The sequence below is a fragment of the Caenispirillum bisanense genome, from assembly GCF_039523075.1.
Classification (GTDB): Bacteria; Pseudomonadota; Alphaproteobacteria; order Rhodospirillales; family Rhodospirillaceae; genus Caenispirillum; species Caenispirillum bisanense.
The window spans coordinates 1-21,238 of the sequence record NZ_BAAAEP010000012.1 but is presented as its reverse complement, the minus strand read 5'-3'; the positions used below and the strand labels follow the sequence as shown (position 1 = coordinate 21,238).

General features: G+C 70.3%; 21 protein-coding genes. 6 read left to right on the top strand and 15 right to left on the bottom strand.

The genetic code is table 11. The features are described 5' to 3' along the window. Positions 1 to 219: 219 nt before the first annotated feature. The 4 genes from ABD056_RS07550 to ABD056_RS07535 all read right to left on the bottom strand — a co-directional run bounded on the left by ABD056_RS07550 (position 220) and on the right by ABD056_RS07535 (position 4,982). Entirely contained in the window at positions 220 to 2,721 is a 2,502-nt protein-coding gene (locus ABD056_RS07550) for a sensor domain-containing protein (protein ID WP_343865933.1), read from the bottom strand. A 121-nt stretch (positions 2,722 to 2,842) separates the two neighbouring features. Continuing rightward, on the bottom strand, positions 2,843 to 3,532 hold the full coding sequence (locus ABD056_RS07545) for a protein-methionine-sulfoxide reductase heme-binding subunit MsrQ (protein ID WP_425545021.1): 690 nt from the start codon (positions 3,530 to 3,532) through the stop codon (positions 2,843 to 2,845). Then, on the bottom strand, positions 3,523 to 4,524 hold the full coding sequence (gene msrP / locus ABD056_RS07540; protein ID WP_343865931.1) for a protein-methionine-sulfoxide reductase catalytic subunit MsrP: 1,002 nt from the start codon (positions 4,522 to 4,524) through the stop codon (positions 3,523 to 3,525). The genes ABD056_RS07545 and msrP overlap by 10 nt, the downstream gene beginning before the upstream one ends. Before the next feature lie 77 nt (positions 4,525 to 4,601). Then, a complete protein-coding gene (locus ABD056_RS07535; RefSeq protein WP_343865929.1) occupies positions 4,602 to 4,982 on the bottom strand; it encodes a hypothetical protein in 381 nt (126 codons plus the stop codon). Between the two features lie 270 nt (positions 4,983 to 5,252). Between ABD056_RS07535 and ABD056_RS07530 the strand changes: the two genes are divergently transcribed. The 5 genes from ABD056_RS07530 (at position 5,253) to ABD056_RS07510 (ending at position 9,057) form a co-directional block, all read left to right on the top strand. After that, positions 5,253 to 5,720: a sigma-70 family RNA polymerase sigma factor gene (locus ABD056_RS07530; RefSeq protein WP_425545020.1), complete on the top strand. Its 468-nt coding sequence runs from the start codon at positions 5,253 to 5,255 to the stop codon at positions 5,718 to 5,720. Between the two features lie 17 nt (positions 5,721 to 5,737). After that, positions 5,738 to 5,980: an anti-sigma factor family protein gene (locus tag ABD056_RS07525; protein ID WP_343865925.1), complete on the top strand. Its 243-nt coding sequence runs from the start codon at positions 5,738 to 5,740 to the stop codon at positions 5,978 to 5,980. A 509-nt stretch (positions 5,981 to 6,489) separates the two neighbouring features. After that, positions 6,490 to 7,278 carry a response regulator gene (locus ABD056_RS07520; RefSeq protein WP_425545019.1) on the top strand — a complete coding sequence of 263 codons (789 nt, stop codon included), beginning with the start codon at positions 6,490 to 6,492 and terminating at the stop codon, positions 7,276 to 7,278. A gap of 266 nt (positions 7,279 to 7,544) precedes the next feature. Then, positions 7,545 to 7,709 (top strand): hypothetical protein, encoded by a 165-nt coding sequence (locus ABD056_RS07515; RefSeq protein ID WP_343865923.1) that lies wholly within the window; start codon positions 7,545 to 7,547, stop codon positions 7,707 to 7,709. A 4-nt stretch (positions 7,710 to 7,713) separates the two neighbouring features. Then, the gene (locus ABD056_RS07510) at positions 7,714 to 9,057 is read left to right on the top strand and encodes a lipid kinase (RefSeq protein ID WP_343865921.1); all 1,344 of its coding nucleotides are present in this window, start codon (positions 7,714 to 7,716) and stop codon (positions 9,055 to 9,057) included. Here ABD056_RS07510 and ABD056_RS07505 read toward each other — a convergent pair. The 5 genes from ABD056_RS07505 to ABD056_RS07485 form a co-directional block, all read right to left on the bottom strand. Then, positions 9,038 to 9,406 (bottom strand): DUF4112 domain-containing protein, encoded by a 369-nt coding sequence (locus ABD056_RS07505; RefSeq protein WP_343865919.1) that lies wholly within the window; start codon positions 9,404 to 9,406, stop codon positions 9,038 to 9,040. The two genes, ABD056_RS07510 and ABD056_RS07505, sit on opposite strands and share 20 nt — an antisense overlap. A 14-nt stretch (positions 9,407 to 9,420) precedes the next feature. Further along, on the bottom strand, positions 9,421 to 9,621 hold the full coding sequence (locus ABD056_RS07500; RefSeq protein ID WP_343865917.1) for a CsbD family protein: 201 nt from the start codon (positions 9,619 to 9,621) through the stop codon (positions 9,421 to 9,423). A gap of 63 nt (positions 9,622 to 9,684) precedes the next feature. After that, complete coding sequence (locus ABD056_RS07495; RefSeq protein ID WP_343865915.1) at positions 9,685 to 10,458, bottom strand: PRC-barrel domain-containing protein; 774 nt, start codon at positions 10,456 to 10,458, stop codon at positions 9,685 to 9,687. A 104-nt stretch (positions 10,459 to 10,562) separates the two neighbouring features. Further along, the gene (locus ABD056_RS07490) at positions 10,563 to 11,429 is read right to left on the bottom strand and encodes a PRC-barrel domain-containing protein (RefSeq protein WP_343865914.1); all 867 of its coding nucleotides are present in this window, start codon (positions 11,427 to 11,429) and stop codon (positions 10,563 to 10,565) included. A gap of 107 nt (positions 11,430 to 11,536) precedes the next feature. Then, on the bottom strand, positions 11,537 to 13,090 hold the full coding sequence (locus ABD056_RS07485) for a replicative DNA helicase (protein WP_343865913.1): 1,554 nt from the start codon (positions 13,088 to 13,090) through the stop codon (positions 11,537 to 11,539). 234 nt (positions 13,091 to 13,324) lie between these two features. On the opposite strand from ABD056_RS07485, the gene ABD056_RS07480 reads away from it, so the two are divergent. After that, positions 13,325 to 13,816, top strand: coding sequence for a L,D-transpeptidase family protein (locus tag ABD056_RS07480; RefSeq protein ID WP_343865911.1), 492 nt, complete (start codon positions 13,325 to 13,327; stop codon positions 13,814 to 13,816). A gap of 52 nt (positions 13,817 to 13,868) precedes the next feature. On the opposite strand, the gene ABD056_RS07475 is transcribed toward ABD056_RS07480, so the two are convergent. The 6 genes from ABD056_RS07475 to ABD056_RS07450 all read right to left on the bottom strand — a co-directional run. Beyond that, positions 13,869 to 14,501 carry a glutathione S-transferase family protein gene (locus tag ABD056_RS07475; protein ID WP_343865909.1) on the bottom strand — a complete coding sequence of 211 codons (633 nt, stop codon included), beginning with the start codon at positions 14,499 to 14,501 and terminating at the stop codon, positions 13,869 to 13,871. A gap of 82 nt (positions 14,502 to 14,583) precedes the next feature. Beyond that, positions 14,584 to 16,365: a single-stranded-DNA-specific exonuclease RecJ gene (recJ, locus tag ABD056_RS07470; RefSeq protein WP_343865907.1), complete on the bottom strand. Its 1,782-nt coding sequence runs from the start codon at positions 16,363 to 16,365 to the stop codon at positions 14,584 to 14,586. Between the two features lie 165 nt (positions 16,366 to 16,530). Further along, positions 16,531 to 17,535: a class II fructose-bisphosphatase gene (gene glpX, locus ABD056_RS07465; RefSeq protein ID WP_343865905.1), complete on the bottom strand. Its 1,005-nt coding sequence runs from the start codon at positions 17,533 to 17,535 to the stop codon at positions 16,531 to 16,533. 65 nt (positions 17,536 to 17,600) lie between these two features. Then, entirely contained in the window at positions 17,601 to 18,893 is a 1,293-nt protein-coding gene (locus ABD056_RS07460) for a homoserine dehydrogenase (RefSeq protein ID WP_343865903.1), read from the bottom strand. Beyond that, positions 18,890 to 20,116, bottom strand: coding sequence for an LL-diaminopimelate aminotransferase (locus ABD056_RS07455; protein WP_343865901.1), 1,227 nt, complete (start codon positions 20,114 to 20,116; stop codon positions 18,890 to 18,892). The genes ABD056_RS07460 and ABD056_RS07455 overlap by 4 nt, the downstream gene beginning before the upstream one ends. A gap of 210 nt (positions 20,117 to 20,326) precedes the next feature. Continuing rightward, positions 20,327 to 21,238 (bottom strand): OmpA family protein (locus ABD056_RS07450; protein ID WP_343865899.1); only part of this gene is annotated, 912 nt, incomplete at its 5' end.

Here is a 21,238-nt window from a genome sequence, read left to right as displayed (position 1 = left end):
AACCACCAAGACACAAAGACACCAAGAAGGATGCGAGGGAGGGGAGGCCCTCCCTCGCTCCCTCCAATTGCTTTTCTCGTCGGTGCGGTGCGCTGTGGCCGCCGGCTTGAAGACGAAAAACTAATGGAGGGTGCGCGAGGGAGGCCCCCGCCTCCCTCGCATCCTTGGTGTCTTGGTGTCTTGGTGTCTTGGTGTCTTGGTGGTGAAAACCCGCCGCCGTCACGCCGGCGCCGGAGCCTGCACCGTTTCCGCCTCGACCGCCGTGCCGGGTTCGTAGAACTGGTGGTTCTTCTTGCCCTGGGCCTTGGCGGCGTACATGGCGGTGTCGGCGTTGCGCAGCAGTTCCTCGCAGTCGGCGGCGTCGGCGGGGAACAGGGCGATGCCGATGGAGGCCGACACCCGGCCCTCGCGGCCGCCGAGGTCGAAGGGCACTTCCAGGGTGCGGATGATGCGCTGGGCGACGATGGCGGCGCCGGCGCGGCCTTCCACGTTGTCCATGATCACCGTGAACTCGTCGCCGCCCAGGCGGGCCACCGTGTCGCTTTCGCGCACGCAGTTGCGCAGGCGGTCGGCGGCGCCCTTCAGAAGCTCGTCGCCCGCCTCGTGGCCGAGGGTGTCGTTGACCGCCTTGAAGCCGTCCAGGTCGATGAACATGAGGCCGACGGTCGCCCCGCTGCGCCGCGCCGCCGCCACGCCGTGCTCCAGCCGGTCGAGGAACAGCGCCCGGTTGGGCAGGCCGGTGAGGGCGTCGTAGTTGGCCTGGTAGCGGATGCGTTCCTCGTCGCGCTTGCGCTGGGTGATGTCGTTGACCACCACCACGAACTGATGCATGCCGGCGCCGTCTTCCTCCGGCACCGCCGAGGCGGCGATGCGGGAGGCGTATTCGTCGCCGCCCGGCCGGCACGACCACTGCTCGCCGACCCAGTGGCCGGTGGCGTGCAGCCCGGCGAGCATGGTCGCCATGTCGAACTCGCCGCAGCCGAACACCGCGCCGACGGAACAGCCGATCACCTCCCGCACCGGATGGCCGGTGATGGTGGCGAAGGCCGGGTTGGCGGTGGTGACGGTGCCGTCGGCGGAACAGACGGCGATGCCCTCGGCGGTGGTCTCGAACACCGTGGCGGCGACGCGCAGGCGGTCCTCGGCCTTCTTGCGCTCGCTGATGTCGCGGAACAGCACCACGGCGCCGGAGCGGATGCCGTTGTCCTCGATGGGGGCGGAGGCGTATTCGGCCTCGAAGCTGGAGCCGTCGCGGCGCAGCAGGGTCAGTTCGGTGCGGTCGTGGAACATGCCGCGGCGCAGGGCCGCCCGCACCGGCACCGCCCGACCGATGCGGCGGGTGTCGCCGTAACGGAAGACGTTGGCGGCATCCTTGCCGACCAGGGCCGCCCGACCCCAGCCCAGCATCTCCGCCGCCGCCGGGTTGGCGACGGTGATCATGCCGGTGTTGTCGAGCGCCACGATGCCATCGCCGGCGCTTTCCAGGATGGACTCGCTCTGCCGCGACAGCGCCCGCAGTTCCTCGGTGCGCTCGCGGACATGGGCTTCCAGCTGTTCGTTGTAGCGCTTGAGCGCCGCTTCGGCACGCTTGCGCTCGGTGATGTCGCGGATGACGCCGGTGTAGAGGCGGGAGCGGCCGATGCGCATTTCCGCCAGCGACAGCTCGATGGGGAACACCGTGCCGTCCTTGCGCATGCCCTCCAGCTCGCGCGAGCGGGCGAAGGCCTTGGACTGGCCGCCGCCGTGGTAGGCCGCCAGATGGCCGTCGTGATAGGCGGCATAGCGGGTCGGCATCAACACTGACAGGTTGCGGCCCACCAGTTCGTTGCGCTTCCAGCCGAACAGCCGCTCGGCGGCCGGGTTGACCGACTGGATGAGGCCGCGTTCGTCGGCGGTGACGATGCCTTCCGCCACCGTGTCCAGCACGCCCTGCAGCCTTGCCTCGCGCTCGCGCAGGGCCTCGGCGGAGCGCATGCGGTCGGAGATGTCGCGGCCTTCGATCATGTAGCCGCGGGCGCCGAAGGGGATGACGCGCACCTCCACGTCATGCACGGCGCCGTCCAGGCCGACCATCTTCAGCGGCAGCACGCCCGGCTCGCCGGCCAGGGTATCGAGGCCGAGGTCGATGATGTCGCGATAGTCGGCGTGTACCAGCTCGGCGAAGCGGTGGCTGAGCAGGTCGTCGGCGCAGCTGCCGCCCAGCAGGGTGCGGGCGGCCGCATTGGCCACCACCAGCCGGTCGTCCTGCACCACCACGATGAGGTTGAGCGACATCTCCACCAGATTGCGGTAGCGGTGCTCGCTCTCCAGCAGGTTGGCGACGGACCGCACCCGTTCGGTGACGTCGCGGGCGTGGATGAGCACCGCCTCGCCGTCCTCGTCGCCGGACAGGATCGACGGCGGGCTGGGGGCGACGCGGCTGGCCTTCAGTTCCACCTCGACCACCGTGCCGTCGAGGGTCGACAGCAGCAGCGGCATGGCGCCGCCGTCGTCGGCCAGCACGCCGAGGCCCATGTCGACGATGTCGCGGTAATCGCCGTGCACCAGATCGCGGAACGGCCGCCCGATCAGCAGCGACCGATCCGGGGTGGTGCCGGCCATCAGCCGGTGGCCCGCCGTGTTGATCCACACGATGCGGCCTTCGCGGCAGACGCAGACGAGGTCGTCCACCAGTTCAGCGAACTGGCGGCTCCATTCCCCGATGAGCGACGACGATCCCATTCCGCGCTCTTAAACCCCCAGGCCGCGGACGAACAGGCGGCCCGCCGCTCCCAGCACGCGCGGCCGGCCGGTTGGCATGATGAGGCTTCCGCCATCGCCGCACAACTGCCGAATGGACGGGTTATGACCTATGCGATAGGCGCTGGCGCTTAGGGTTCAGACCTGGGGGCGAGCCTTCCACCCTGCGGCGGCGCCACCCCTTCAGCAGCGGCCGGGCCGCCAGCAGCGCGGCGAGCACGACGCCATGCAGAATCGGCTGCGCATAGTCGGCCTTCACCATCAGCGCATGATGGGCCACCGCCAGCACGGCGGCGGGGTAGACCAGCCGGTGCAGGGCCTGCCAACGGGCGCCGCCCAGCCGCCGCACCATGGCCTTGGGCGAGGTCGCCGCCAGGGCCGCCAGCACCACGAAGGCGGCCATGCCGACGGTGATGTAGGTGCGCTTGACCACATCGGCCCAGATGCGGCCGAGGTCGAAGCCCTGGTCGAGCCCGGCATAAAGCAGCAGGTGCAGGGCGGCATAGAAGAAGGCGAACAGCCCGAGCATCCGCCGCAGCCGCGCCAGCCAGCCGAGGCCGGTGAGCAGCCGCAGGGGCGTCACCGCCAGGGCCACCAGCAGCATCCGCAACGCCCAGTCGCCGCTGAAGCGCACCATGGCCTCCACCGGGTTGGCGCCCAGGCTGCCCCACAGGCCGAGCCCGCCCAGGCGCAGCAGCAGTTCCGCCAGCGGCAGCAGGGCGGCGGCGAACACCAGCGGCTTCAGCAGCGGCGAGCGGCCGAGGGCATCGCGCCGGGCGGGGGTCAGAACCACTTGGCGAGGTCCATGCCGGCGTAGAGCGGCGCCACGTCGTCGTAGCCGTTGAACAGCAGCGTGTCGCGGCGGCGGGTGAAGGCGGTGAACACCGATCCGCCCTCCAGCCGCCGTTCGGTCGCCTGGCTCCAGCGCGGATGATCGACGGTCGGGTTGACGTTGGCGTAGAAGCCGTACTCGCTGCCGCCGCCATAGGCCGCCCAGGTGGTCTGCGGCATCTCCTCGACGAAGGAGATGCGGACGATGGACTTGATCGACTTGAAGCCGTACTTCCACGGCACCACCAGCCGCAGCGGCGCGCCGTTCTGGGCCGGCAGTTCCTCGCCGTAGAGGCCGACCGCCAGCAGGGTCAGCGGGTGCATGGCCTCGTCCAGGCGCAGGCCCTCCACATAGGGCCAGTCCAGCACCGACCGGCTGCGCTGGGCCGGCAGCATCTCGGGGTCGTGGATGGTCTCGAAGCGCACGTACTTCGCCGCCGAGGTCGGCTCGAACCGTTGCAGCGCGGCGCCGAGCGGGAAGCCGACCCAGGGAACGACCATGGACCACGCCTCGACGCAGCGCAGGCGATAGATGCGCTCCTCCAGCGGGTGCGGGCGGATGAAGTCGTCGTAGGCGATCTGCCCCGGCCTGGCGCAGGCGCCGTCCACCGTCACCGTCCACGGCTGCGTCACCAGCCGGCCGGCGTGGCGCTTGGGATCGCCCTTGTCGGTGCCCAGTTCATAGAAATTGTTGTAGCCGGTGACATCGTCGTAGGGGGTGAGCTTGTCGGCCCGGTCGAGGGTGCTCCAGGCGGTGTCCTGCAGCGGCGCCAGGGCCGGGCGCTGGCCCGGCCGCTCCACCGCCGCGGCGGCAGGGCCGGCCGGCAGCGCCGCCCCGGCCGCGACCGCTCCGGCGGCGGCGCCGGCCATGAAGCGGCGGCGGCTGAGGTAGACGTCCTTCGGCGTGACGCTGTCGGCGGGCAGATCCCACGGGCGGCGGCGGCGGATGAGCATGGCGCGACTCCTGCTGTCTCTGTGCCGATATAGATACGGCCGCGCCGCCGCCGCGAGTCACAGCCGCGTGACGCCTGTCACAGGGTGGTGAGCGGCACCGCCAGCGGCTTGCCCTCCGGCGGGTTGACCAGCGCCTTGGGGCCGAGGCGGCGGACGAACCAGCCGCGCCGCTCCGCCTCCGCCACCAGCACCGCCGGCGCCACCGCGTTGAAGCCGTGCAGGTGGTCGGCGTAGGAGCCGCCGCCCGCCCAATGGCCCAGTTCCTGCGCCAGCTGGCCGTCGGTCAGCCGCCAGGCGGCGCGGGCCTGCCAGGCGGCCAGCACCTGCTCCAGCCCGCCCGCCCCGATGCGCGCCGCCAGCTGGCGTTCCTCCAGCGCCGCCCGCAGGGCCTGCCAGGTATCGTGATCGTCAACCAGCGCGAGAGCAGCCTGCAGGTCTGGCGTCGCGGATGCGGTCATGGTCGATCTCCCTCCGTCCGTTGTACGTCTTACGCGCTCCTGCACCCCGTATGAAGCCCCTGATTCCCAAAGCGCTTGAATTATGGTGCCTGGCAGGCTGTTTTGCTTGGCCTTCGGTCAGGGGAACGTCAGACTGAAGGTGCAGTATGACTGGCACCGGCGCGGCCGAGCAGCGCCGGCTGGTGCGGTCGGGGGCCGCCGGTTCGGGCGGCGGCTGTCGACTGTATGGGGCCCGATCAGGACACACAGATGGAAGAGCGAAGACGACTGATGCTGGAGGAGCTGCCCAGGCTCCGACGGTACGCCCGGATGCTTGTGCGCGACCAAGCACGGGCCGACGATCTGGTGCAGGAATGTCTCGTTCGCGCCATTGGCGCATTGGCGAGTTTCCAGCCGGGAACAAACATGCGTGCGTGGCTGTTTACGATTTTGCGAAACACGCTGTACAACGAGACCAAGCGCGCTCGCCGCATGGTAGAGCAGACCGAGGAGCCGGTTTCGGCCATTTCCGGCGGTCAGGAAGAAGCGCTGGCCATGCGGGACGTACAGCGTGCCTTCGACAGCCTGCCGGACATCCAGAAAGAGGTGGTCCTGCTGGTGGCGGTCGAAGGCCTGGAATATGAAGATGCCGCCGCCGTGCTCGGCGTGCCGGTGGGCACCGTGAAGTCGCGGCTGTCGCGCGCACGGCAGGACATAAGGGACTTCCTCAACCCCGCGAAAAACAAGGAGGGAGGATAAACAACGGCTGGATACCGATGACCTCGCAGATCATTCAGGGCACCGTGGCGCTTGACGCCACAATCGACGACTATCTGACGGGACGCCTGTCGGATACCGATCGCTCGCGGCTGGAACGGCTGATCGAGCAGGACCCGGCGGTGCGCCAGCGGGTGGATGTGCTGCGAGCGCAGGAGGAGGCCCTGCGCCACCTCGGCTCCGACATCCTGGACGAGCCGGTGCCCGACCGTCTGCTCGCCGCCCTCGGCCTGGACGAGTAGCAGCCCTTACCCGATCGGGCCGCCCCACGGCCCACCCGTCTGCTCCGCCCTCCTTCCGGCCCTACCCGAGTCGCTCCGTGCCGCGCCCGTCTGCCCCGCAGGCGGGCGCGATTCGTTTGCGGATCATCGGGCGGGATCATGGTGCAATGCAGTGTCGCCTGTCGACGGATGTCCGTCATCACATTTATCCAGATGCGCACTTTATATCAGTTCCAATTCGCCAATCTGGTGAGACAGGCGCCCAACCCCTTGGAGTCCTATGACTTTCGTCCAGGTAGCCTAGCGGCCTCCGTCCTGCCTCGAAAGGTGTAATGTTGCACCGCAGTAACCCAAGGATTTTTGCGGCGTTGACAGGGATCGTTAGAAGGTGACACTATCAGGGCAAGGGGTGTAGAGCACGCCACCACGCGGAGGTACTATCCGTCCGGTTAGCGGGGTCGTATAACGGACGGCATAATCACGGTGGCGATGCTGACGTCGGGGGACGTGTCACTCGGGGAGTTGAGAGTATGCTCACTACGGTTGATTTGCGAGAGAGGCTCCCACGCCTGCGTCGCCATGGTTACCTTTTGACCGGCAACCGGCACGCCGCCGACGAAGCGGTGGCCGCATGCTTGGCGGCGCTGCCGCGCGATGCCGCCGGCAAGCCCTTTGCCGCCGACGAGGTGGCGCTGTTCCGCACCTTCCATTCCGCCGTTCTGGCCCCCACCGAGCCCATTGCCGGCCCCGATGCCGCCTGCGAGGCGGACGCCGACCTGGCGGAAACGCGCGACCGCCTGTTCGCGCTGCCGCCGCTGGAACGCCGCGTGCTGCTGCTGGTGTCGCTGGAGGGGTTCACCATCGCCGACGCCGCCGCCATCCTGTGCATCCAGCGCGGCCGTGCCGCCGGCGCCCTGATGGGCGCCCGCAGCCGCATGGTCCAGCCGCAGCGCCGCCTGCGCGCCATGATCATCGAGGACGACCAGATCATCGGCATGGACATCGCCGAGAGCCTCTATGAGATGGGCTATGACGACTGCGTCTACGCCACCAGCGGCAGCGAGGCCATGGAAGCCTTCGGCGGCGGCGAGCCCGACCTGATCATCGCCGACGTGGTGCTGTCCGACGGCCCCTGCGGCATCGAGGTGGCCCGCAACCTGCGCGGCCGGTCCAAGGCGCCGGTGGTGTTCGTCACCGCCTTCCCCGAAATGGCCCTGGCCGATCCGTCGGTGCCGGCCGACCGGGTGCTGCAGAAGCCGTTCAGCCCGCACGCCCTGAAGACCATGGTGCGCCGCAGCCTGCAGGTGCCGGCGGCCTGACCGCCGCCCCGGATGGCATTTTTGTAGAAGGGATGAATTTTTTTGCGGAACAACATCCCCTCCCCGCTGTTCTAATGGCATTGGCTCTGTTTCGACGTGTACGGCATCCCATCACGTCACACTCTCCGACAGGCCAATTCCCTCGACCTTGGCGGCGGTCTGCGGACCGCCGCATTTTTCTTGCCCGGCCTCATCATCCTCATCCGGCGGCAACGGCGCTGCCCTGCGGTCCGTTTCTCCTCAGTGACAGGCTCACGAGGAACCCGATGGACAGCACCCAGTACCACGCCGCCCGCGGCGAACTGAAACGCCTGGAAGACATCGCCCAGCCCGACGAGGAAGCGCGGCAGCGCATGGAGTCGCTGCGGCGGGAGATCGCCGCCTATGAGGACGGCGCCCAGTCCAAGGGAAAGCCGCCGACGGTGGAGTGACCCCATGGCCCGCCGCGCCCTGCTCATCGTCAACGAGAACAGTTCCCGGGGGCGCGGCGACCTGCAGCCGCTGCTCGACATCCTGCGCGACAGCGGCGACATCGACACCGCCGTCCACACCAGCCGGTCCCGCGACCATGTGGCGGAGATCGTGGCCGAGTACGGCCACGACGTCGACATGGTGATCATGGGCGGCGGCGACGGCACCATGAACGCGGCGGTGGATTGCCTGCACGCCCGCGGCCTGCCCCTCGGCGTGCTGCCGCTCGGCACCGCCAACGACCTCGCCCGCACCCTCGGCATCCCGGCCGACCCGGAAGCCGCCTGCCGCACCATCGCGCAGGGGCGGCTGCACCGCATCGACCTCGGCCGCGTCAACGGCAAGCTGTTCTTCAACGCCGCCTCGGTGGGCGTGGCGGCGCGGCTGTCGCACCGGCTGGACCGCGACCTGAAGGCCCGCTGGGGGGTGCTCAGCTACCCGCTGCGGGTGCGCGAGCTGATCGGCGACAGCGAGGCCTTCGACGCCGAGATCCGGGGCGACGACGGCGCCATCACCCGCGTGCGCTCCATCCAGATCGCCGTCGGCAACGGCCGCTGCTACGGCGGCGGCATGCGGGTGGCGGAGGACAGCGCCATCGACGACGGCCGCCTCGACCTCTACAGCCTGGAGCCGCAGAGCCTGTGGCGGCTGGTGCTGGCGCTGCCGTCGCTGCGGGCCGGGCGGCATGAGCAGTTGGAGGGCTCGCTGTCCCTCCAGGGCCGCCGCTTCACCGTCACCACCGCCGAGCCCATGGATGTTGCCACCGACGGCGAAGTCACCACATGTACCCCGGCGGTGTTCGAGGTTCTGCCGGCCGCCCTGCCGGTCCTGGTGCCGGCCGAGGGCGAGGGGGAAGGAGTGACCAGGATGATGCTGCGCGACGACCGGGCGGTGCTGCTCGACGATGTCATCGTGGCGGTGAAGCGATCCGTGCAGGACATGCGCGACGCCGCCGCCACCCCCGACCCGCCCGACCGCCTGTCGGCGGCGCTGGAGGCCATCGCCGACCGTCGCGGCCGGCTGGTGGAGCGCCTGGAGGACGCCTTGCGCGGCCTCGGCGACCTGCCCTCCGCCCCCGATCCCGACCGCCAGACCTTCTCCCACCTCACCCTGCGCCTCAAGGCGCTGCTGAGCGGCGATCAGGCCGGCACCCTGGCGGAGGCGGCGCTGACCGACGAGGACGACCTGACGGCGGCGCTCTCCGTGGCGCTGCAGGCCGACCTGCCGGCGGAGGCCACCGCCGCCCTGCGCGACCTGCAGGCCGACGTGGCGGCGGCGCGGCAGGAGATCACGGCAGCGGCTCGTTGAAGTGGCGGAAGATGCGGCGGATGTTGCGGCGGTTCGCCTTGTAGCGGATGTCCAGCAGGTCGCCGACCAGCGGCGTCAGGCCGAGCAGCCAGTCGAACCCCACCGTCATTGCCATCAGGGCCACCTTGCGGCGGGGCATGCCGAGCCGGCGGGCCTCCACCACGATCCATGCCGCTGTCAGCGCCGTCGCCGTATCCCCCACCACCGGCACCAGCCCGACCAGACCATCCAGCCCGACGCGGCCGAGGATGGGCACCCGGAAGCGGTCGTCCAGCCACCAGGCTACGCGGGCCAGACGCAGAAGCCGCCGGCGCCTGTCGGCGTCGGCGGCTTCGTCATGCTCCGTCACGCGGGGAGGTCCGCTCAGTTGAGGTCGCGGGTGAAGGCATCCGCCTCCTCTTCGGCGCGCTCCTTGGCGTAGCCATAGCGTTCCTGCAGGCGGCCCACCAGCACATCGCGGTTGCCCTCGATGCGGGTCAGGTCGTCGTCGGTGAGATCGCCCCACCGCTGCTTCGCCTTACCCTTCATCTGGTTCCAGTTGCCGCGCACCTGTTCCCAGTTCATGGCTTACTCCTGTGTCTGTCAGACTCTACTCTACAAACACTTGAAACGGGGCAGAGGTTCTTTTTAATCGCCTTCCGGCTGCTGGGCCTGCTGTTCGCCGGCGGTCACGTCCTGCCAGGTGCGCTCCAGGTCGGCGACCGCCTGCTGGAAATTCTCCTTGGCCGCCTGCCAGCCGTCGGCGGTGGCGCTTTCCACCTGCGCCCAGGCATCCTGCACCCGATCCATGGCGTCGGTCATGGCGCGCTCGCCGTTGGTGTCGAGGCCCTCCGTTTCCGCCGTCGCCGCCGTTTCCGCCGTCGCCGCCGTGCCGGCCTCGGGCCCGGGCTCGGGCTCCACCCGCTGGGTCAGGGCGCCGGACGCGCCGCCCGCCGACGGCTGCACCACGCGGCCGGCGGTGCCCTCGGTCGGACCGGGCAGGCTGCCGCGGCTCTGGGCGTCGCGGGGGTCGAACTCGGGCTGCGCCTCCAGCTGATCGCGCCCCATGGCCACCACCAGACGCGGCTCGCCGCCGTCGCCACCGGTCTGGATGGAGAAGGCCTCCGGCGGCACCGACACCTGCCGCGTGCCGATCCCGAGCAGGCCGCCGTAGGAAACCACCACGTGCTCCACCTCGCCGCTTGCGCCGCGGCGCACGTCTTCCAGGTCGCCCAGCTTCTCCCCGTCGGCGGAATAGACGGGTTCGCCGACGCGGGCATAAAGGTCGTCGGCCGAGGGCGACGCCTGCTGCACCGAGGGCACGGCGGCCTGTTCGGGCGGGGCATCGGGGGCCGCCTGCTGCGCCAGCACCGGCGCCGCCGGCAGGGCGAGGGCGGAGGCGAGAAGAAGGGTCTTCAACATGGCGGCAGGCTCCTCTGAAAAAAAACTACGGCTGCAGTGGAAACGGCAGGGGCAGGCTGCCGGTTCAGCCTGCCCCACCGTTGCCACAGCCTCAACGTGCGGTGTTACTTGGCGTCTTCACGTTCGCGTGCCATTTCGGCGGCGGGGGAATCGGGGGCGGTGATCTCTTCCGACACGTCGCCGAAGGCGAACTCCGGCAGGGTGGCGACCTCCTGGCTGCCCAGGCGGCTGACGATCACCACGTCGTCGCCGTCGCGGCCGATGGACAGCTGGTCGGCGGGGATCATGACGCTGCGGCCGTCGTGATCGACCACCACGCCGTCCAGGCCGCGCTGGCTGTGGACCACCACGTCCTTGACCTCGCCCAGCTCATCGTCGTCACCGACCCGCACGTCGGCGCCGGTCAGTTCGTCGGAGAGGGCGATGCCGGCGCCGCGGCGGGCGCCTTCGTCATCGGGGTCGAAGGCCGGCAGGGCGGCGATGTCCTCGCGTGTCTGCGGCGTCACCAGCAGCCAGTCGGAAGGACCGCGGCCGGTCTGCACCTCCAGTTCGGTCAGCGGCAGCAGCACGGTATCGCCGCCGCGCACGTCGATGGCCACCTGCACCGCGCCGTCCTCGCCGAAGTAGACCTCGGCCACCGTGCCGGCCGGCAGGTCGCGGCCGTACCACAGCTCATCGCCCACCAGTTCGCTGACCGGCAGGGCGAAGGTGGCGTCGCCGCGGGCGCCGATGGCGCCGCCCATGTGGGTGACGGCTTCCTCCGACCGGTTGGTGTTGGCGATCTCGTCCACCGATTGCGGCTGGTTCTCGGCCGCCGTCTGGCCGTAGCTCTTGCCGTCGGGGCCGATGCGCTCGTCGGGCAGGTTGCGGGTGGACGGCGCCGGGGCGTCGTGGGTGCCGACCTGGGCCAGCGCCGGGCCGGCGGCGAAAGGCACGGCGACGGCGCCGGCCAGCAGAAGGGTACGCAGCATGGGAAATACCTCCGGGCTGCCCTGGCGACCAGGGTCAGGCGTTCGTTTCCCAACCAACGTCCTTGCGCGAACAGGGGTTTCCCGGAACCGCGGAAACGACACGGCGATCACTCGTCGTCGTCGTACTGCTCCTGCGTCACCAGGTTGCCGAACTTGGTGTAGTTGCCGTCGAAGAACAGGCGCACGGTGCCGATGGGGCCGTGACGCTGCTTGCCGATGATGACCTCGCCGATGTTGGCGGCCTTGGCGAGCCGTTCCTGCCAGCCGGTGTAGCGTTCCAGGAACTTGTCCTCCGCTTCCTCCGGCTTGCGGCCGGGCTCGGCGCGGGCGAGGTAATATTCCTCGCGGTAGACGAACATGACGACGTCGGCGTCCTGCTCGATGGAGCCGGATTCGCGCAGGTCCGACAGCTGCGGCTTCTTGTCGTCGCGCTGTTCCACGGCGCGCGACAGCTGCGACAGCGCCATGACCGGCACGTTCATTTCCTTCGCCAGCGCCTTCAGGCCGCGGGTGATGGCCGACACTTCCTGCACGCGGTTCTCGGCGCTGCCACCCTTGCCGCCGCCGCCGGACAGCAGCTGCAGGTAGTCGATGATGATGAGGCCGAGGCCCTGGCCGCCGTTCTGCCGCGCCAGACGCCGGCAGCGGGTGCGCAGGGCGGAGACGGTCAGCGCCGGCGTGTCGTCGATGAAGAGCGGCAGGCTCTGCAGTTCCTGGCTGACCTGGATCATGCGCTGGAAGTCGGCGTCGTCCAGATCGCCGGTGCGCAGCTTGTGGCTGGAGATTTCCGCCTGTTCGGCAAGGATACGGGTCGCCAGCTGCTCCGCCGACATTTCCAGCGAGAAGAAGGCGACGCGGGCGCCTTCCACCACCTTGCGGGTGCCGTTGTCGTCGACCTCCTCGCGGAAGGCCTTGGCGGCGTTGAAGGCGATGTTGGTCGCCAGCGACGTCTTGCCCATGGACGGGCGGCCGGCCAGGATCAGCAGGTCGGACTTGTGCAGGCCGCCCAGCTTGCGGTCGAGGTCGATGAGGCCGGTGGTGCAGCCGGCCAGCGACCCCGCCCGGCGGTGGGCGTTCTGCGCCATTTCGATGGCGCCGGCCAGGGCGGAGGCGAAATCCACGAAGCCCTTGTCGGACTCGCCGGTGGTGGCGAGGTCGTAGAGCGACTGCTCCGCCGTCTCGATATGGGTGCGGGCGGTGGTTTCGAAGTCGACCGTATAGGCGTCGTTGACCAGCCGCTCGCCCAGGTCGATCAGTTCCCGCCGCAGGTGCAGGTCATAGATCTGGCGGCCGTATTCCGCCGCGTTGACGATGGTGACGACGCTGTTCACCAGCGTCGCCAGATAGTCCATGCCGCCCACCTCCTGCACCGCGCTGTCGCGCTCCAGGTAGGTCTTCAGCGTCACCGGCGTGACCGTGTGGCCGGCCTCGATCAGCTTGCCGCAGGCGCGGTAGATGGCGGCGTGGGCGGGGTGGGCGAAATGCTCCGCCCGCAGGTATTCCGACACCTTTTCAAAGGCGCGGTTGTTGACCAGAATGGCCCCGAGCAGCGCCTGCTCCGCCTCGTAATTGTGGGGCGGCACGCGGGCCGGGGTGGCGGCCGGGGCGTGCAGATCCTCGCCGCCGGCAATGGCGGTCAGATGAAGGGGGCTGGTGCTCATGGCGCCACTCTATCAGACCTTGGCCGCGGCGGGGCCAGTCTTCCGCCTGTGGATAGCGGGGAAATCAGGGAAAAGGTCGCAGCCGCTGCGCATGTGGATGATGACGGACGACTCGGTTTCCGGTATGGTCGGCGGCTGAGAGAGAGGTTCAAAAAAACGAGGGAGTCCGGGCCCATGCGGCGCTTTCTTGCGACGCTGACCCTAGCCGTCTGCGCCTGCGCGGCGGTCGCAGCCGTGACCGTTTCCACCCCCCGCCCTGCCATGGCCGGCGAGGCCCTGGCCGCGGTCAATCCGACAGCCATGATCATCGACAAGATCATCGTCGAGAAGACGGAACGCCGCCTGACCCTGCTGTCGGAGGGGCGGCCGGTGCGCACCTGGCCCATCGCCCTCGGCTGGGAACCGGAAGGCCACAAGCGCTACGAAGGCGACGGCCGCACGCCGGAGGGCTGGTACGTCATCGACTTCCGCAACCCGGACAGCATCTACTACCGCTCGCTGCGCATCAGCTATCCCAACCCGCAGGACCGCGCCGCCGCCGCCGCCATCGGCAAGAGCCCGGGCGGCGACATCTACATCCACGGCCAGCCGACCACCATCAAAAGCTCCCTGCGGGCCAAGACCATGAAGGACTGGACCGCCGGCTGCGTCGCCGTTTCCAACGACGCCATGGACGAGATCTGGCGGCTGGTCGACCTCGGCACCCCCATCGAGATCCTGCCCTGACGACGGCGCGGCCGGGCCATGGCGCCCGGCCGCATCGCCCCAGGGCTGCCGGTCACAGCAGCGGCAGGTCTTCCATGGCCAGCGCCCGCTGGGTGGCCGGGCGCTGCTGCACCCGCCGCACCAGCGCCAGATAGCGCGGGAATTCCGCCGCCAGGTCAAAGCCGGCGCGGCCGCCCCAGCGCAGGAACACCGTCAGGTGAGCGTCGACGACGCTGTAGGCGCCAAGGGCGAACCCCTCCTCCGGCAGACGGCTTTCCACCTCCGCCAGGGCGGCGCGGAAGGCGGCGAGGCCGGCATCGCGCACCGGCGCCGGGTCGGAGCCCTCGGTCACGAAGCGCTCCGGCCGGAAGAAGCGGGTGAAATGCGGATGCACGCCGCCGGCCAGATGGTTCATCCACTCATGCGCCCGCGCCCGGCCGAGCGGATCGGTCGGGATCAGCCCCTTGTCCGGGTGGGTGTCGGCCAGATAGGCCATGATGGCGTGGGTTTCCGTCAGCACCTGCCCGTCATCAAGCTGCAGCGCCGGCACCTTGCTGCGCGGGTTGATGCGGCGGTACTCGTCGGAATACTGCTGCCCTTCGGCCAGGGCGACACGCACCGGCTCGTAGGCGGCGCCGGTTTCCTCCAGCACGATGTGCGGCGCCAGCGAGCAGGCGGCAGGCGAGTAGAAGAAGCGCAGGGTCATGGATCGGCTCTCGCGGATCGTGAACGATGCCACCACAGTATCCGACCGGGCCGAAGGGAGTAAGGGCCGGTCTGGCGCCGGCTCAGGTGGCCGGTGCGGCGTCGTCCACCACCAGCTGCGCCTCGGTGCGGCCCTGCCAGGTGTCGGCGCGCAGGGTGCCGGCGATGTGGAACACCCGCCCGGCGGAATTGAGCAGCGCCTGCCCCAGGTCGCCGTCGACGCAGCGGAAGGCGATGGCCTTCAGCCGCCCCATGCCGCCGGCCCCGGACAGGAACATGCGGACATGGCCGGAGCCGACCACATCGGCCCGCGCCACCCGGCAGTTGGCGACCACGAAGCGCGGTTCCTCGTTGCCGGCGCCGTAGGGACCGCACTGGGCCAGCGTCGCCACCAGATCGGGCGAGGCGGCGCCGACGTCGATGGCGCCGTCCAGTTCCAGCGTCGGCACGATGCCGCCGGCGTCCAGCTGGGCCCGCAGCCGCTCGGCCAGGAAGGCGCGGAAGGCGGGCAGCTTGTCTTCCGCCAGGGTGAAGCCGGCCGCCATGGCATGGCCGCCGCCGGCCATCAGCAGCCCCGCCTCGCGCGCCGCAATGACGGCGCGGCCGAGGTCCAGCCCCGGCACCGAGCGGCCGGAGCCCTTGCAGAGACCACCCTCCACCGCCAGCACGCAGGCCGGCATGGCGTAGCGTTCCTTCAGCCGGCTGGCGACGATGCCGACGACGCCGGGATGCCAGCCCTGCCCGTGGACGAAGACCAGCGGATCGTCGCTGGCGGCGGCGGTGCCTTCGGCCATCTCGATGGCTTCCAGCAGGCAGGCGGCCTCGATCTCCTGGCGCTGGGCATTGTATTCGTGCAGGCGCAGGGCGAGCGCCACCGCCTCGTCGCGGTCGTCGGTGGCCAGCAGGCGGGTGCCGAGGTCGGACTCGCCGACCCGGCCGCCGGCATTGACCCGCGGCCCCAGGATGAAGCCGAGGTGATAGGCGTCCAGCCGGTCCTTCACCCCTGCCACGTCGGCCAGGGCGGCGATGCCGGCGTTGCCGCGCTTGGCCGCCACCTTCAGGCCCTGGGTGACCAGCGCCCGGTTGAGGCCGGTGAGCGGCACCACGTCGCAGACGGTGCCCAGCGCCACGATGTCGAGCCACTGGCGCAGGTCCGGCTCCCGCCGGCCGCCGGCGTACCAGCCGCTGTTGCGCAGGGCGCGGTTGACGGCGACGCACAGCAGGAACGCCACCCCCACCGCCGCCAGATGCCCCTGGCCGGAGGTGCAGTCGAGCCGCTTCGGGTTGACCACCGCCACCGCCGCCGGCAGGCGCGGCTCGGCCTGGTGATGGTCCACCACCACCACGTCCAGGCCGGCGTCCTGGGCCGCCTGCAGCGGCTCGAAGGCGGTGATGCCGCAGTCCACCGTCAGCACCAGCGAGCAGCCGCCGGCCCGCAGCTTCAGCAGCGCCGCCGCATTGGGACCGTAGCCTTCGGCCATGCGGTCGGGGATGTAGGCGCGCACGTCCGCCCCGACCGCCCGCAGGAAGCGCAGCAGCAGCGCCGACGACGTGGCGCCGTCGACGTCGTAGTCGCCGAACACGGCGATCTTCTCCGCCCCTTCCACCGCCACCGCCACCCGCTCCGCCGCCTCGTCCATGCCGGCGAAGACGGAGGGGTTGGGGATGAGGTCGCGCAAGGTGGGATGGAGGAAGCTCTGGGCGGCATCCAGGCTGACGCCGCGCGCCGCCAGCACCCGCCCCACCACCTCCGGCAGGGCCAGCCGCTGGCTGATGGCCAGGGCCATGCGCTCGTCCCCCTGCCGCAGGGTCCACCGCCGGCCGTTGACGGAGCGGTCGATACCGAGGAAAGGCAGGGCGGTCATGCGGGACACTCTCTGGATACGCACGCGGGAACGGGAGGAGGCCGGCGCCGGGCCGGTCGTATCATAGGCAGCCGGGCCGCCGCCGTCCACCGGCGCCGCACAGGCAAAGGGCCCGCCGGCGGCTGCCGGCGGGCCCTGGTGCTGCCCTGATCAAGGGTCCGCGTCTCAGCCGTCGACGGGGTCGAAGCCGGTCTTGCGGTCGAAGTTGTGGTGGGCCTCGATGTAGCGCACGGTGCCCGACTTGGAGCGCATGACCATGGAGTGGGTCACGGCGCCGCCGTGCCAGCGGCGCACGCCGCGCAGCATGGCGCCGGTGGTGACGCCGGTGGCGGCGAACATGACGTTGCCCGAGGCGAGGTCGAGCAGCTTGTACTTGCGGTTGAGGTCGCTGATGCCCCAGCGCTTGGCGCGGCCGCGCTCGTCGTCGTTGCGGAACAGCAGGCGGCCCTGCATCTGGCCGCCGATGCAGCGCAGCGCCGCCGCCGCCAGCACGCCTTCCGGCGCCCCGCCCGAGCCCATGTAGATGTCGACGCCCGATTCCGGCTGGGTGGTGGCGATGACGCCGGAAACGTCGCCGTCGCCGATCAGCATGATGCGGGCGCCGGTGGCGCGCACGCGGGCGATCAGGTCTTCATGGCGCGGACGGTCGAGGATGCAGACCAGCAGGTCGTCGATGTCGCTCTTCTTGGCCTTGGCCAGTTCGCGCAGGTTCTCTTCCGGGGTGGCGTCCAGGTCGACCACGTCGTCCGGCAGGCCGGGGCCGACGGCGATCTTGTCCATGTAGACGTCGGGCGCGTTGAGGAAGCCGCCTTCTTCCGCCATGGCGATGACGGCCAGGGCATTGGGGCCGCCCTTGGCGGTGATGGTGGTGCCTTCCAGCGGGTCGAGGGCGATGTCCACCTTCTGGCCCTGGCCGGAGCCGACCTTTTCACCGATGTAGAGCATCGGCGCCTCGTCGCGCTCGCCCTCGCCGATGACCACGGTGCCGTCGATGTTGAGGCTGTTGAGGGCGCGGCGCATGGCGTCGACGGCGGCCTGGTCGGCCGCCTTCTCGTCGCCGCGGCCCATCAGGCGCGAGGCCGACAGCGCCGCCGCCTCGGTGACGCGCACCACCTCAAGCGCCAGGTTGCGCTCGAGAACGTTGTTGAAGCTGCTGTTCTGCTCCGACATGGGGACCTCTAATGGCTTGAACCAATGGCGGTTTGGTATGCGGTAAAGGAAAGCTGCGGCGAGCCTCAGAGTTCCTCGATGCGGATGACGTGCGGCGGCTCGACCACGGCTTCCATGGCCTCGATCCGCTCCAGCGCCTGCCGCAGGGCCGCGGCTTCGGTCTCGTAGACGGTCATCACCACCGGCACGATCTCGCCGGGGGCGCGGCCGCGCTGGAGGATCTGCTCCATGGACACCTGGGCGTCGCGCAGGGCGGCGGCGATGTCGGCGAACACGCCGGGCACGTCCAGCACCTGGAGGCGAATGTAATAGGCGCCGGTCAACTTCTCGATGGACCCGACGGGGTGCGCCTTCAGATCGCCGGCCGGCACCCCGAAGGTGAAGCCGCGGCGGCCGCAGGCGAGGTCGATGATGTCGGCCACCACCGCCGAGGCGGTCGGGCCGGCACCGGCGCCACGGCCTTCCAGCACCGTGCGGCCGACGAAATCGCCTTCCGTCACCACGGCGTTGAACACGCCGTCCACATGGGCGATGGGGCTGGCGATGGGCACCATGGTCGGGTGGACGCGCTGTTCCAGCCCGAATTCGGTCTCCCGCGCGATGCCGAGCAGCTTGATGCGGTAGCCGAGCAGCTCGGCATACTCGATATCAAGGGCGCTGACGTTGCGGATGCCCTGCACGGTGACGGCGCTGAAGTCCACCGGGCTGCCGAACGCCAGGCTGGCGAGGATGGACAGCTTGTGGGCGGCATCGACGCCGTCGATGTCGAAGCTCGGGTCGGCCTCGGCGTAACCGAGCGCCTGCGCCTCCTCCAGCACGTCGGAGAAGTCACGCCCCGTCTCGCGCATGGTGGTGAGGATGTAGTTGCAGGTGCCGTTGAGGATGCCGTAGAGCGAGGTGATGCGGTTGCCCGCCAGGCCCTCGCGCAGGGTCTTGATGACCGGGATGCCACCGGCCACCGCCGCCTCGTAGGCCAGGGCGACGCCGGCCGCCTCGGCTTCCTGCGCCAGCTGGGTGCCGTGGTGGGCGAGCATGGCCTTGTTGGCGGTCACCACATGGCGGCCGCGGGCGATGGCCGTCTGCACGGTGCGCTTGGCGATGCCGTCGGCGCCGCCGATCAGCTCCACCACCACGTCGGCATCGGCGGTGTCGGCCATTTCGACCGCATCGTCAAACCAGGTGATGCCGGTCATGTCGAAGCCGCGATCCCGGCCCGCGGTGCGGGCCGAGACGGCGGTGACGGTGACGGGCCGGCCGCAGCGGCGGGCGATGAGGTCGGACTGCTCCTGCAGGAGCTTGACGGTGCCGGCGCCGACCGTACCAAGGCCGGCGATGGCGACTTTCAGCGGTTCTTTCACGTTGCGCTCGCCCGTTTCTTCTCAGAGTCCTCAAGGACCTTGTCGTAGTTGGACAGGAACATCTTGATGTTGCGTACCGCCTGGCGGACGCGGTGCTTGTTCTCCACCAGGCCGATGCGCACATGGCTGTCGCCGTGCTCGCCGAAGCCGAGGCCGGGGGCGACCGCCACCTTGGCCTCGGTCAGCAGCAGCTTGGAGAACTCGACCGAGCCGAGGTGCACGAAGGCCGGCGGAATGGGCGCCCAGCAGAACATGGTGGCCGGCGGCGACGGCACGTTCCAGCCGGCGCCCTGCAGGCCCTCGATCAGCACGTCGCGGCGTTCCTTGTAGAGCTGGCGGATTTCCTCCACGCAGTCCTGCGGGCCGTTCAGCGCCGCCGTGGCCGCCACCTGCACCGGCGTGAAGGCGCCGTAGTCGAGGTAGCTCTTCACCCGCGCCAGGGCCGCCACCAGCTTGCGGTTACCGCAGGCGAAGCCGATGCGCCAGCCGGGCATGTTGTAGGTCTTGGACATGGAGGTGAACTCGATCGCCACCTCGCGCGCGCCGGGGATCTGCAGGATCGACGGCGGCGGGTTGTCGTCGAAGTAGATCTCGGAATAGGCGATGTCCGACAGGATCCAGATGCCGTGGTGGCGGCAGAAGTCCACCACCTGGCCGTAGAAGTCCAGGTCGGCGACGTAGGCGGTCGGGTTCGACGGGTAGTTGATGACCAGCGCCACCGGCTTCGGCACCGAATGGCGCACGGCGCGGTCGAGCGCGGCCAGGAACTCCGGCCCCGGCTCCGCCGGCAGCGAGCGGATGGAGCCGCCGACGATGATGAAGCCGAAGGCGTGGATCGGGTAGCTCGGGTTCGGCGACAGGATGACGTCGCCCGGGCTGGTGATCGCCGACGCCAGGTTGGCAAGCCCTTCCTTGGAGCCGAGGGTGGCGATCACCTCCGTCTCCGGGTCCAGCTGGACGCCGAAGCGGCGCTCGTAATAGGCCGCCTGGGCGCGGCGCAGGCCGGGAATGCCCTTGGAGGTCGAATAGCGGTGGGCGCGCGGGTTGCGGGCGGCCTCGCACAGCTTGTCGACGATGTGGGCGGGGGTGGGCTGGTCAGGGTTGCCCATGCCGAAATCGATGATGTCCTCACCGGCGGCGCGAGCTCGGGCCTTCATCGCGTTCACTTCAGCGAAGACGTAAGGCGGCAGCCGCTTAATCCGGTGGAACTCCTGGTCGATCATGGCACTTGGTCCAAAAAGACGTCGACGGCCTTGCAGATGGGGAACCGGCCCGCGGACGCGGGCGCGCGGGGGATGACGCGCCGAGGCCGGAACGGCCGCCTGCCCCCGGAGCCTTTCTACAGCCTCGCCCGCATCGGCGCGACTGGTTTCTGTAAGGAAGCGACGGCGATGCGCGACATATTCTTGCGCCCGCCGATGCTGACCGGATGGTCAGCGGATCAGGAAGATCTCCACCCGCTGATTGCCCACCTGGCCGGAGGGCATGACCTCCTGATAGCGCGGCTCGCTGGCGCCGAGCGCCGCCACCTCCACCACTTCGGACGGCACGCCTTCGCGCACCAGGGCGGCGGCGACGGCATCGGCGCGGGCGACGGAGGTTTCGAAGTTCACCAGCATGTGGCGCTGCTGCGGCATGTCGGCGGTGAAGCGGGACGAATGGCCGACCACCTTGATGAAGCCGCCCTGGCGCGCCTGCAGGTCCGCCACCTGGCGGATCACCTGGCGGTCGCGGGCATCCAGCGCGCGGGAGCCGAACTCGAAGTGGATCACCGCCACCGGGTCGCCGGACGGCAGGGCGACGGCGGTGCCGCCGGCGGCGCCGCCATGGCCGCCGATCACCACCGCCGGCTGGATGCCGCCGACCACCACGGTGCCGCCCTGGCTCATCACCGCCGGCTGCATGGCCGGCTGGGCGCGGCCGCCGCCGATGACCACCGGGCCGGCGCCATAGCCACCGCCGGCAGCAACGCCGACGGCGCCGGTCATGGCCACCGGGTTGACCTCCACCGGGCGCGGCGCGGCGCGGCCGCCGTAGGCCTGCGCCACCGCCGCATCCAGGCGGCTGGTGTCGGCCACCAGCAGCTGCGGCTGGGCCGGCTGCACGCTCACCAGCGGCTCCGGTGCGGGAACGGGGGCGGCAACGACAGCCGGCGCGGCGGCCACCGCCGCCGTCACGGCGCCGGGGGCATCGGCCGGACCGGGTTCGAGGTCGGAGCCCTCCACCGCCTCGGCCGCCGCCGCCGTCGCCACCAGGGGCGCCGGCTTCGATTCGGCGATCACCGGCGAGGTGCCGGACGGCCGGGCGGTCACCACCGGCTGCGGCGCCGGGGCCGGAGCGGCGGC